Raw genomic sequence first — 12,418 nt, forward strand, 5'->3', positions numbered from 1 at the left:
TATAGTATTAGAACGGCCACCACTTGCTATTAAAGAATCGCCCAAGCCATCCTTGCGAATTCACATCTGCGAGCGTCCCTTCACCGATATAAGCGATTTTTGCATCGGCCACCTTTGATGAAATAACTGTATTATCTGGACGAATATCTGCAGCACGCACATAGCCGGAGAATTGGACCAGCTCATCACCTTGATTAATAGTCAGCCGCTTTTGGCCTCTGACAAATAGGTTGCCGTTGGGCAACACTTCGGCAACCGAAACCGTAATATTTCCTGTAAGACTATTACTCTGAGAAGAATCTCCTTCGCCTTTGAAACTATTCTTGGAATCAATTGATGTCTCTAAGGTCATCCCATTTATAGACGGCTGGAAAGGCCGCGGCAGACTGAAGCTCGGCTTCCTTCCGAACAATGTCGGATTAGCCATCGCCATACTGCTATCCTTGGCAGTATTAGTGCTTGCCTTCTTCGATGCATTTGTATTCTCCAGGAGGACAATTGTAATAATGTCACCCACCCGGCGCGCTTTCATGTCATCATACAATGACATCTCATAACCGGACTGATAAATAGCACCATTGACTGGTTGTGGCGGCGTCAAATAGGCCGGACGTGACGATTGGAATTCTTCTTCCGAAGCCTTCCGGTCGATGGTTGAGCAACCACCAAAAAGTGCCATCACGGTCACTACTCCGATCATCATTACACTCTTATTCACGATGTACATCACGTCACCCGCCTCACACTAAGACTAGAGGTTATTTGCTGCATACTGCAGCATTTGATCAACCGTCGTAATCGCCTTTGAATTCATCTCATATGCGCGCTGCGCCTCAATCATCCCGATCAATTCTTCAACCACATTAACGTTTGAGCTCTCAAGAGATCCCTGAATGACCGTACCGACCCCATTCAAGCCGGGATTACTCGTCTGTGGAGTACCGCTGGCCGCAGTCTCGATAAACATATTTTCCCCAATCGGTTGCAACCCTGAAGGATTGACAAAATCTGCCAATTGAATTTTGCCCACTTGAGACGGCGTCGGCTGCCCAGGAAGCATGACCGAAACGGTGCCATCTGTACCAATCGTCACGCTCAAGGCATTTGAAGGAATGGTCATCGCTGGCTGCATAACATAACCATTGGACGTGACTAACTGTCCTGTCGCATCCATTTGAAACTCGCCATCGCGGGTATAGCCCAAGGTTCCGTCAGGACGCAAAATTTGGAAGAATCCACGCCCTTGCACCGCAACATCAAGTGAATTATCGGTATTAACGGCGTTACCCTGAGTGAACATTTTTTCTGTCGCAACCGTACGCACACCGGTCCCAATCATCAAGCCGGACGGCAAAATCGTGTTTTGCGATGATTGGCCACCTGCTTGCCTTACATTTTGATATAGCAAATCCTCGAAAACAGCTCGACCACGCTTGTAGCCCATGGTATTAACGTTCGCCAGGTTGTTGGAGATTGCCGACATTCTAGTCTGCTGTGCATCCAGACCGGTTTTTGCTACCCATAATGCTTGATTCATCACATCACCTCGGAATTTTTAGAATTAATTCATGCTCATCATTTGCGTAGATGCGTTGTCATTTTTGCTTGCCGTTTCCATCACCTTGATCTGCATTTCATATTTTCGCGCCAGCTCCACCATATTGATCATCGACTCGACAATATTGACATTCGATCCTTCCAACATGCCTGACGTCAGTCGTACAGAAGCATCTGGTGGCAAAACTGTTTGATCCTTGACTCGCATCAGGCCATCCTCCCCCTTTTCAATGGCTGATGCCGCCGGTTTTACCAATTTTATGCGATCCACGACCGCTAATGTTGTCGCATCTTGTCCCTGGGGACGAATGGTGATCGTGCCATCATTGCCAATTTCGATTTTTTCAAAGGGTGGCAATGTAATTGGCGCACCACTGTTACCAATTACAGGATGTCCGGCTGCAGTCGTCAACAATCCTGTCGATGTGATTCGAAGATCGCCGGCACGAGTAAATGCCTCATCTCCGCTATTGGCCGATACTGCAATCCATCCATCGCCACTGACTGCGACATCCATGTCACGGCCCGTAGACATAAGCGAACCTGGTGCCAGATCCGCCCCGCCATCCTCTTCAAGAACATAAACACGCGATGGATGACCAATACCATACAGTGGCTGACTCCGGGCAACTGCCAGGTCTTTCTTGAAACCCACTGTATTTGCGTTGGCAAGGTTATTAGCGTTGAGGGCCTGCGCCATCATAATTTCCTTGCTACCGCCACTTGCTATGTACAACACTCGATCCATGCTTCACCTATATTTTGAATTAACGCATTTGAATAATCGTCTGCGTTACTTGATTGGCAGTGGTGATTACCTGCGCGTTCGCCTGAAAATTACGCTGGGCTGTAATTAAGTTCACCAGCGACGCAGCCACGTCGACATTGGATGCCTCCAGGGCTCCCGACTGCATCAACCCAAAACTGCCAGTACCCGCCTCACCCAACAGTAAATCACCCGCTGCATAGGTTTGCCCCCATTCCGTATCGCCTTGTGGTGACAAGCTTTGTGGATTTTGGACATTGCCTAATGCAACTTTGCCCATCGTAGTGGATTGACCGTTGGTATAGCGTGCGGAGACCACGCCTTTTGCATCGATATCAATACCGCTCAGTCTCCCGGGTGAATAACCATTCTGGCTCAGAGAATTGACGGCAAACGGACTACCATACTGAGTTGCCTTGGCAAAACTCAAGGTCAAAGAGATATTAGACGCACCCGTGGTTGGCACATACGGATCGAAAGGAATCTGTCCGCCAACCGGGGTTAGCAACGCGCCTGTTGGACTGAACGTCATGCTGCCGAAATTACTAGCTCCACCGCCGGTTGTAACCAAAGTATTGTCAACGTATAAATAGGTATTCCAGCTATTGGCTGCCGTTTTTCTAAAATATTGTGTCGCGGTGTGCGCACTGCCCAACGAGTCATAGACCGTCATCGACGTCGATGAGTTATATTGATCCGGCTGGGGATTGGCGATATTGAAGGCCGCAGCTGGCACAATGGCGCTTGCATCCAAATTTAAGTCCGAAGAAATTAGATCTGTCGCTTTAGGCGATCCGACGGAGGTTGATAGTTGAAGGCTAGTCAAGCGACCGGTATCGAATACGGTACCCGTCGGCGTCACAGTCGCCGGGAATACCTGCAATTTATGATTACTACTGTTGACTACATTGCCATCACGGTCCACACGGAATGCGCCGGCGCGAGTCAACATTCGAGAGCCATTGTTGTCCATAATAAAAAATCCCTGGCCGTTAATGGCCAGATCGAGATTATTATTAGTGAAATCGACATTGCCCTGACTAAACTGCTGCGCCACCGACGCCAAGCGTGTACCGCCACCAATGGCCGTGGATGAAACCCCGCCATAACCGATCGCGAATATGTCGACAAATTCCGCGCGCGACTGCTTGAACCCTGTGGTATTGGCGTTAGCAATGTTGTTAGCGGTAGTTTTAAGATCGGCCTGTGCACCATTAAGGCCGCTAAGTGCTATACGAAATGGCATGTATTTTCTCCTCTATTGCGTTACATGATCTTTGCGACTGAGTTCATATTGACAGAACCGATACCAGCGACGTTGAGCGTAAACCCGCCGCCACCTTTATTCAGCGTCACACTTTCCACCGGACTAATCGAGTAAGTATCAATGCTCTGCTTTTTTCCATCGATCAAGGCGCTTGCCTTTATTTGATAATTGCCCGGCGACATCGGCTGCCCGTTATCATCTTTTCCATCCCAGGAAAAATCAGCCTTACCACCTTTCTGAGATCCCAAGTCCAAATGTCGACGAACTTGTCCGTCCGGCGAGGAAACCAACACCGAGACATTCCCCGTTGCTGAAGGCACATCCACAGCCCCCATCAATGGCCGATCACTCCATAAAACTGCAGTTTCGCTCGGCACCATCACCCAACGTCCAACCATCGACGATGCCTGCAATGCCTGATTGGATTGAAGTCCGGCCGCAAAGTTATCAAACGATGACTTCAGTTCATCAATACCAGATACCGCCTTGAACTGCGCCAACTGGGATAGGAAAGCACCATTATCCATTGGCTTCGTTGGATCCTGATTTTTTAATTGCGCCAGAATCAGCTTCATAAATGTATCCTGGCTCTTATCGATTTTTTTTGCCTGACCAGCCTTGGCCTTGGCATCGGCTGCTTGAGTAAGCCCAAGACTATCGAGCAATTTCATATCTAGTGATGACGTTGTCATTTAATGGCTCCTTGCGTTAGCGCCCAAGCTGAAGTGTTCTCATTAACAATTGCTTGGTTGTATTAAAAACCTCTACATTATTCTGATAAGAACGTGAGGCCGACATCATATTCGCCATTTCCTCAACCATGTTGACGTTGGGAAGGTAGATATTTCCCTGTGCATCAGCCATCGGATGATTTGGCTCATAGCGTTTTATTGGAGGCGCGTTACTCTCAATCACACCATTAATTTTTACCCCGGCCATATCCTGCTGTAATCCGGCATTTTTCAGCAGTGTGGAAAATACCGGCTGTCTAGCTTTGTAAACCGTGTTCGGGTCGCCGCTGACGGTATCCGCGTTGGCCATATTACTAGCCACAGTATTTAACCTCACCGACTGCGCATTCATCGCAGAACCAGAAATTTCAAAAGTCTCAAATAGTGACATAATTATTCACCACCTTTGATCGCTTGCTTCAGAGTACTGATCCGACCTTCTATAAAGGTTAACGTCGCTTGATATTCGACTGCATTTTTGGCAAAAGCCGCCTGCTCCACTTGGCTCTCAACGGTATTGCCATCAAGTGCCGCCTGAAATGGAACCCGATATCTAATGCCATCGTGCTGCACAGAGGAAGCGGTATCTGAAATATGTCCTTCTCTTGTAGCCGAAAGGCCGACGCTCGATTGACCTGATTGCGCTTGTTTTAATGCCGTTGAAAAATCGATATCACGCGCTTTGTACCCAGGCGTATCTGAGTTCGCAATGTTCGCTGCGATTATTTCCGAACGTTGCGCCCGCAGTTTCAATGCGGTTTCATGCACACCAAACATATTGTCTAGACTGAATATCATGCAATGCCTCATATGGTCCTATAGACATTACATGAGCAATTGTCATGCCAACTACAATTATTTATTAAATAACAATTAGTTATGAATTTACAAGCATTTTTGACAGGCGCAAGCGGCAAAGTCCTGCCATGCCAACGGCAATGAATCCCACAACGATTGATTTACAACCAGAGATGACTCAACTACGTCGCATTGCGACGCCAGGCGTGTAACCTGATTTTGAAGGGTTTGGTACATCTTTTAATTGATAAACTATTCCGCCTTCATGACGCACTGTATCAAAGGCATCGGAATAACTGGCCAAAGTTTCCGTGGACCCCATAAATAAATATCCACCTGGTACCAGCGCTTGCGCCATGCGTGACAAAATATCACGCTTGAGTTCGGTCGAAAAATAGATCAGCACATTGCGGCAAAATATGATCTGGAATTTCCCAAGGGATGCATAACTGTTCATCAAATTTATCTCTGTGAACTTTATACGCTTCTTGAGCTCGTCCTTTACTTCCCACATATCGCCCGCCTTTCTAAAAAAGCGTTCACGCCGTTCCTGGGAAAGGCCGCGGGATAATGCAAGATTGTCATACCGGCCAGTCCTCGCCATTTCCAGCATAGTTGGCGATATGTCAGTTGCAGTAATTTGAATATTATCAGTCAGACTTCCTGGCCGTAGCGCAAGATATTCCTGCAAAATCATGCTAATAGAATATGGCTCTTGACCAGATGAACACGCTGCTGACCAGATTTTGACCTGTGACGGCCTCGCTTTGGCGACATTCGGAAACACAAGGTCTTTAAGCAGTGCATAGGGATGATTGTCACGAAACCAGAAGGTTTCGTTGGTGGTCATAGCATCGACAATGCGCTCTCGTAACCCGGATCGTGGATCGCGTTTCATTTGCGTGATCAGCTCGCCAACGGAGACGACATTGAGTTCTTTTAATAGCCTATTTAACCGGCTGGCAACCAGATAGTGCTTGTTTTCGCCCAGAACGATTCCACAGGCCTCTTCAAGAAAGATCCTAAACGATTCGTAATCCTGAGCAGAAATAGATTGATTCGTCACGCGCACCCCTGAATGCAATTATATAACTCTCTATTTTCTGTGCTCAATGTCTTAGATTGGCTCAAATCTAATATTAGCCATTGGCGCGCGATTGCACAAACTCCCGCACCCGCTGCAACACCTCGCCGGCCAATTCATCCGGTTTAAACTTTGGCACAAATTTGTCAGCCCCGACTTTTTGCACCATTGCCAAATTGAATGTCCCACTCAACGAGGTATGCAGCAAAACATACAGCTTCTGTAAGCGGCTATCCTTGCGAATCTCAATGGTGAGCGTATAACCATCCATTTCTGGCATCTCAACATCCGACAGGACCATCGCCAGTCTATCCAACCGCTCATCTTGAGTTTCAGCCCATTCCTGAAGCATTTTTAGCGCTTCCCGACCATTCGTTGCCAACGTACACTGTAATCCCAACTGATCCAGTGTACGCTTAATCTGATTACGGGCAACGCTGGAATCGTCAACGACCAGGATATGCTGTTCACTCAATGACGACTCAACAGAATCAGTCACCTCTTTTGAAACCTCGGTCGAAGCCTGCGTCACTTCGGCCAGCACCTTCTCCACATCGATAATTTCAACTAATTCATTATCGATTCGGGTCACTGCTGTCAGGTAACTATCTTTGCCCGATCCCTTCGGCGGCGGCAGGATCTCTTCCCAATTTAAATTCACGATCCGTTCGACAGCACCCACCAGAAATGCCTGAGTCGAACGGTTATACTCGGTCACGATCATAAAACACTTGCTGGTATCCCCGATCGCACCCGCACCAATCGCCATGCTTAGATCCATCACGGGAATGGTTTTGCCACGCATCGTCGCCACCCCTCGTACCACAGGATGTGAATGCGGAATTTGTGTCAGTGCCGGGCACTGCAATACTTCCTGTACCTTGAATACATTGATTCCGAACCGTTGTTTGCCACGTAGACGAAAAGTAAGCAATTCCAAACGGTTATGGCCAGCCAACTGCGTTCGCTGATCAACCGAATCAATTACACCCGCCATGATAATGCCCCTAAGAAGTTATAAGAATGGGATTTTCATGAAAATCTTATCGACCTACCGGGTTTAATCTTGAGCCCCAATAACCCGGCACGGGTCTTGCTTAACAATCTTTGACAGATTCATAGCTCAAAGTGGGTATTTGTGAAGATAAAACTATTAACAATGATTTTGTTGCTGGGCAACAGCCTCCCAGGGGCTGCTGACTCCGTAAGCATACAGCCCCTTGATCTCATCCAGGCACAAGCTAAAACCTTTGTTGAACAAAGCCTTGGTTCTATCCCCGGTCGCCATGAGGTGGCCGCTGGCGGCCTCGATCCTCGATTAAGGCTTCCCAGTTGCAGCACCCCGCTACAAACTGAATTTCTATCCCCGCAACGCAAGAGCGGCAACACTACCGTCAGTGTCAGTTGCCGCAGCGGCAAGACTTGGACTATTCACTTGCCGGTCACCGTAAAATCCTTTGTTCAAATTGCGGTTGCCAATCGCCCAGTCGCCAGAAACACACCCATACAGTTCAGTGATATCAGGCTCGATGAACGGGATGTCTCACCTCTGGCAAGCGGCTATTACACGGATATTCAATCCTTGGTGGGCAAGATCTCTAAACGCCCCCTCAGTGATAGCACCGTCATCACTCCTAGCGACCTGGATACCCAGAAAATTATTCGTCGCGGCAACCGCGTCACTATTATTGCTGAAGGTGAATCTTTCTCAATTCGCATGGAAGGCACTGCTTTGAGTGATGCGACTGAGGGCGAGCAAATTCCTGTGGAGAACTTATCTTCTCAACGTAAAATCGAGGCCACTGCTGTCGCCGCAGGATTGGTAAAAGTACCGATGTAACAAATAGTTAAATCTACATTACTGTTCATGAAGAGAGATAAGCTCCTCAAGTTTTATCTCCCTAAAGTCGATATAAAATGTATGAATTTTTTGCGTAGGAGAAGTTAGAAATGGCCATAGAGATATCTGGTAACGTCTCAAGCCCGTCGCAAAACACCACAGAGGCGAGCCAAGTTCAAAAACAGCAGGCTGCACAAACCACAAAACCTACTGTTGAACCCACTCGTTCTCAGGAAGATCGAGTCACTGTGACTGACACTGCGGCACAACTACAAGCTCTGGAAAAAGTAATCGCCAAAGAGCCGGCTGTTAATCTACAAAAAGTCGATGACGTGCGCGCAGCAGTCAATAACAAACAATACGACATCAATCCCGAACGCGTCGCCGATAAAATGTTGAATTTTGAAGGCGCCCTTAATAATGCCCGTGGTTAATAAAGAGCAAAGGAGTCATTAATGACAGCCGCCAAGGACACTGGCCTGACTATGGAGAAAGTAATCCTCCAGCAAATTGCTGCCACTGAAGAAATGGCAAAGATTCTTATTGATGAAAATCAGGCGCTGATTAAACGCGATATCTCTGCGATTGAACAATATACTCAGTTCAAAAATGAATTGAGCGAGACCCTGGCGACACTGACGCTTCAGCAACATCAATTACTCACCAAGGCTGGGCTATCACTGTCGCGAAGCGGAATAGATCAGTTTATTGCCAGTGCACCTCGGGCTGAAAAACAACGCTTACACGACACCTTCCTGACCTTGAATCAGTTACTAGAACAATGCCAGCGCCAAAATCTCATCAACGGCAATATCATTGCCGCCAACCGCCAGGCCGCCGAAATGGCACTGGCCATCCTTCGTGGCCAAAACCAACGCAACCCAACCCTTTACAACGCCAACGGACAAACCCCTCCGGCCGATCAAAGCAGTACTCTGGCCAAAGCCTAAGTAATCGGGCTAAGATAGGCCCTGAACATCACCATGATTTCGGTGACTTTATTGGGTATTGTCTGGTGAATCGATGGAGCAGCTGACTGATCAAATCCGCATTAAGGGCTTTCTAAAGCGCCTCTTTACCCAGCGTGCGCTGCTGACCCTTAAACTCTTTGATCGCCCTGAAGAATTTATCTCCATGGTTATTGGGTTGGACCCCGAGCAAAACCGGTTCATGATCGATGCACTACAGCCGGACCTCGGTAACAATCTTTTAGGCCAAATCGGCAAGGTTATGATCAGGGGTACTTTCGAGGGTATCAACCTCAGTTTTGAAGCCAACCTCATCGAAACCAAGTTAGAGAACAATCTTCCTCTCCATGTCCTGGCAATCCCCAACGTAATGGACTATTTACAGCGCCGAGAAGCCATCCGCATTAAACTCAGCGCTGCCCATCCCTACCCTGTTGAATTACGCACAGAGGATAAAAAAATACCGGTGATTCATGGATTAATTCGCGATTTATCGGTGGGCGGTTTAGGTATTCAGGTGGATAAAAAATTGCCCGCCCAAATAGAATCAGGACAGCATCTGGAATGCACCTTTCCTTTACCCCTGGACGTAAAACAGTCTATTCGCTGTGAGGTGATTATTCGCGTCATCAAATCCCCGATTCCCGGGCAGTCACATTCGTTCCTGGGCATTCAATTTATCGACATGCTCAAACCCCAGCAACGTCTGCTCGAAAAGAGCATCATGAACCTGCAGCGCTTGGCACAACAACGCCGCAACGGCGAAGAAGACGAAATGGATTAGGTTTAACGGGGCTGTTTTCACGTCCCCTCCTGCTTGCTATACTTAACCCACTGTTTGAATTGGTAATTCAGTCCGAGCCGATATTCAAAATCACATCCGCCCCGGTAGCTCAGTGTATAGAGCGATCCCCTCCTAAGGGATAGGTCGCAGGTTAGATTCCTGCTCTGGGCGCCATATAACGTAACGGTATGTTATTATAAAAAATTGATTGTTTCTATTATATAGAAAATCGACTATCATTTTCTAAGGCCATTTACCCATTACTGCCATGTTAAAACAGAGTCCTGCATATCAAGATACCGTCCCCAATACCGGCCACCAAGGCCCGGGGATGTACATCTATAACCAATATGATCAGCGCGCCGTCGACGAGCGCGTCGCCCAGTTTCGCGATCAAACCCGTCGTTTTCTGGCGGGCGAACTCAGTAACGACGAATTCATGACGTTGCGCCTGATGAATGGACTCTATGTCCAGCTCCATGCGCCGATGCTGCGTGTGGCCATACCTTATGGTTTGCTCTCTTCACGTCAGATGCGAATGCTGGCCCATATTGCCCGCAAATACGACAAGGGCTATGGCCATTTCACCACGCGCCAAAACATACAGTACAACTGGCCGCGCATCGAAGATGCACCGGACATCCTGGCGGATCTGGCTTCAGTGCAAATGCACGCCATCCAGACCAGTGGTAACTGCATTCGCAATGTCACCAGTGATCCTCTTGCCGGTGCCGCTGCAGACGAGATTGAAGACCCAAGACCGTATTGCGAAATCATTCGCCAGTGGTCCACCTTCCATCCGGAATTCGCCTATCTACCACGTAAATTCAAGATTGCCGTGACCGGCGCCAGCCATGATCGCGCGGCAACATTGGTACATGATATCGGTTTACGTTTAGTGCGCAACAACTCGGGGGAAGTCGGTTTTCAGGTGTTGGTCGGTGGTGGCCTGGGCCGGACCCCGATTCTGGCACAAACCATTCGTCCCTTTATCGAGAAAGAACATTTGCTTTCTTATCTCGAAGCGATTCTGCGGATTTATAATCTCCACGGTCGCCGCGACAACAAATATAAGGCCCGCATCAAAATCCTGGTCCAAAGCCTGGGCATCGAACGCTTCCGCGAAAAGGTAGAAGCCGAGTGGCACAAGATCAAGGATCAGATGCAACTCGATGCACGCGAGATCGAGCGCGTCAAAGCCTTCTTCGCCCCACTGCCCTACGCCCCTGGTGCTGGCGATGACCGTGAAATCCTGGTCAAAGCCGGCACTGATGCGGCCTTTAATCGCTGGTTGAAATACAACGTTGCCGATCACAAGGTCAAAGGCTATCGCGTGGTCTTTATCGCCCTCAAGGCTACCGGCACACCGCCGGGCGATATCACCGATATCCAGATGGATGCTGTTGCCGAGCTTGCCGATCGTTACAGTTTTGGCCTGATCCGCGCCACGCATGATCAGAATCTGGTACTTACGGATGTCAAACACTCCGATCTTTACACGCTATGGCAGGCATTAGCGGCGCAAGAACTGGCCACACCATGCATCGGTACCCTTGCCGACATGATCTGCTGCCCCGGTTCCGATTTTTGCGAACTGGCCAACGCCAGTTCCATCGATGTCGCACTGATGGTGCAGCAACGCTTTGAACAGCTCGATTATCTTTATGATTTAGGTGAGTTGCGACTGAAGATGTCGGGCTGCATGAATGGTTGCGGTCATCATGACATCGGCCACATCGGCATCCTCGGCGTCGACAAGAAAGGTGAACATTGGTATCAGTTTTCACTCGGTGGCTTTGCCCTCAACGAGGGACGCTTGGGTGAACGTCTCGGCCGCTCCGTACCCAAAGCGGAAGTTGCCAATACTCTTGAGAAGCTCATGTGTGTCTATGTCGATAAGCGCGTAGAAGGAGAACGCTTCGTCGACACCTTCAACCGCATCGGCATCGAACCTTTCAAGGAACGGGTCTATGAAACAAATCATTAAACAGCGGCGGATCGTCGACGATCACTGGACCCTGGTTGCGCCGGAAACTGAAATTAGCAGCTTGCCAAGCGGTGACATCATCGTACCGCTGCGTCTTTGGCAAACTCACCGCTCCACGTTGGAACAACGCAGCGGCAAACTCGGCGTCTGTCTGACAGGTGACGATGACCTGGAAGCCATCGCGGCGGAAGTAACGCGTTTCCCTGTGATTGCGCTGAGCTTCCCCGTCTTCCGTGACGGCCGCGTCTACTCGTTTGCGCGCCAGCTGCGCCAACAGTATGGCTATCGCGGCGAAATACGCGCGGTGGGTGAGGTACTGCGGGATCAGCTGCTCTATATGGAACGTGTGGGCTTTGATGCCTTTGAAGTACACCCGCGGCAGAATATTGAATCTGCCCTGGCGGCGTTTGACGAGCTGACAGTGAAATATCAGGCCAGCAGCGACGAACCCCGCCCCCTCTATCAGAGATATTAAAAGCCCCAAAACAGACAGGCGGCCTTCTGGCCGCCTGTCTTGGTTCCTTTCCGAGCGTTGAGCCCCCCGCATCCATTCCCCGCATCCTGCTTCCATGCTGGGCGCCCATCAGCCTCCATGGCATCCACTTTATTTATAGTCAATATTCAGGTAAATGCAAG

At 48.9% G+C, this 12,418-nt stretch carries 15 protein-coding genes and 1 tRNA gene; 7 read left to right on the top strand and 9 right to left on the bottom strand.

The window, feature by feature from the left end:
* Positions 1 to 7: 7 nt before the first annotated feature.
* The 9 genes from flgH to HY272_01160 all read right to left on the bottom strand — a co-directional run bounded on the left by flgH (position 8) and on the right by HY272_01160 (position 7,200).
* A complete protein-coding gene (gene flgH, locus HY272_01120) occupies positions 8 to 727 on the bottom strand; it encodes a flagellar basal body L-ring protein FlgH (GenBank protein ID MBI3771296.1) in 720 nt (239 codons plus the stop codon).
* Between the two features lie 24 nt (positions 728 to 751).
* Positions 752 to 1,537, bottom strand: coding sequence for a flagellar basal-body rod protein FlgG (flgG, locus tag HY272_01125; protein MBI3771297.1), 786 nt, complete (start codon positions 1,535 to 1,537; stop codon positions 752 to 754).
* A gap of 24 nt (positions 1,538 to 1,561) precedes the next feature.
* Entirely contained in the window at positions 1,562 to 2,305 is a 744-nt protein-coding gene (locus HY272_01130) for a flagellar basal body rod protein FlgF (protein MBI3771298.1), read from the bottom strand.
* A 19-nt stretch (positions 2,306 to 2,324) separates the two neighbouring features.
* On the bottom strand, positions 2,325 to 3,569 hold the full coding sequence (flgE, locus tag HY272_01135) for a flagellar hook protein FlgE (GenBank protein ID MBI3771299.1): 1,245 nt from the start codon (positions 3,567 to 3,569) through the stop codon (positions 2,325 to 2,327).
* A gap of 20 nt (positions 3,570 to 3,589) precedes the next feature.
* On the bottom strand, positions 3,590 to 4,282 hold the full coding sequence (locus HY272_01140; protein ID MBI3771300.1) for a flagellar hook assembly protein FlgD: 693 nt from the start codon (positions 4,280 to 4,282) through the stop codon (positions 3,590 to 3,592).
* 16 nt (positions 4,283 to 4,298) lie between these two features.
* Positions 4,299 to 4,712, bottom strand: a complete 414-nt coding sequence (gene flgC / locus HY272_01145; GenBank protein MBI3771301.1) for a flagellar basal body rod protein FlgC — start codon at positions 4,710 to 4,712, stop codon at positions 4,299 to 4,301.
* Between the two features lie 2 nt (positions 4,713 to 4,714).
* Positions 4,715 to 5,119 carry a flagellar basal body rod protein FlgB gene (gene flgB / locus HY272_01150; protein MBI3771302.1) on the bottom strand — a complete coding sequence of 135 codons (405 nt, stop codon included), beginning with the start codon at positions 5,117 to 5,119 and terminating at the stop codon, positions 4,715 to 4,717.
* Between the two features lie 178 nt (positions 5,120 to 5,297).
* Positions 5,298 to 6,185 (bottom strand): protein-glutamate O-methyltransferase CheR, encoded by an 888-nt coding sequence (locus HY272_01155; GenBank protein MBI3771303.1) that lies wholly within the window; start codon positions 6,183 to 6,185, stop codon positions 5,298 to 5,300.
* 73 nt (positions 6,186 to 6,258) lie between these two features.
* Complete coding sequence (locus HY272_01160; GenBank protein ID MBI3771304.1) at positions 6,259 to 7,200, bottom strand: chemotaxis protein CheV; 942 nt, start codon at positions 7,198 to 7,200, stop codon at positions 6,259 to 6,261.
* Between the two features lie 141 nt (positions 7,201 to 7,341).
* On the opposite strand from HY272_01160, the gene flgA reads away from it, so the two are divergent.
* From flgA to HY272_01195, 7 genes are all read left to right on the top strand, one after another.
* The gene (flgA, locus tag HY272_01165; GenBank protein MBI3771305.1) at positions 7,342 to 8,043 is read left to right on the top strand and encodes a flagellar basal body P-ring formation protein FlgA; all 702 of its coding nucleotides are present in this window, start codon (positions 7,342 to 7,344) and stop codon (positions 8,041 to 8,043) included.
* A 110-nt stretch (positions 8,044 to 8,153) separates the two neighbouring features.
* The gene (gene flgM / locus HY272_01170; GenBank protein ID MBI3771306.1) at positions 8,154 to 8,477 is read left to right on the top strand and encodes a flagellar biosynthesis anti-sigma factor FlgM; all 324 of its coding nucleotides are present in this window, start codon (positions 8,154 to 8,156) and stop codon (positions 8,475 to 8,477) included.
* 21 nt (positions 8,478 to 8,498) lie between these two features.
* Positions 8,499 to 8,993, top strand: a complete 495-nt coding sequence (locus HY272_01175; protein MBI3771307.1) for a flagellar protein FlgN — start codon at positions 8,499 to 8,501, stop codon at positions 8,991 to 8,993.
* 73 nt (positions 8,994 to 9,066) lie between these two features.
* Positions 9,067 to 9,795 (top strand): flagellar brake protein, encoded by a 729-nt coding sequence (locus tag HY272_01180; GenBank protein ID MBI3771308.1) that lies wholly within the window; start codon positions 9,067 to 9,069, stop codon positions 9,793 to 9,795.
* 98 nt (positions 9,796 to 9,893) lie between these two features.
* Positions 9,894 to 9,969 (top strand) — tRNA-Arg (locus HY272_01185).
* 157 nt (positions 9,970 to 10,126) lie between these two features.
* On the top strand, positions 10,127 to 11,782 hold the full coding sequence (locus HY272_01190; GenBank protein MBI3771309.1) for a nitrite/sulfite reductase: 1,656 nt from the start codon (positions 10,127 to 10,129) through the stop codon (positions 11,780 to 11,782).
* Positions 11,766 to 12,257, top strand: a complete 492-nt coding sequence (locus HY272_01195) for a DUF934 domain-containing protein (GenBank protein ID MBI3771310.1) — start codon at positions 11,766 to 11,768, stop codon at positions 12,255 to 12,257. The genes HY272_01190 and HY272_01195 overlap by 17 nt, the downstream gene beginning before the upstream one ends.
* Positions 12,258 to 12,418: the final 161 nt, after the last annotated feature.

The sequence above is a fragment of the Gammaproteobacteria bacterium genome (assembly GCA_016200485.1).
Taxonomy (GTDB): Bacteria; Pseudomonadota; Gammaproteobacteria; order Tenderiales; family Tenderiaceae; genus JACQEP01.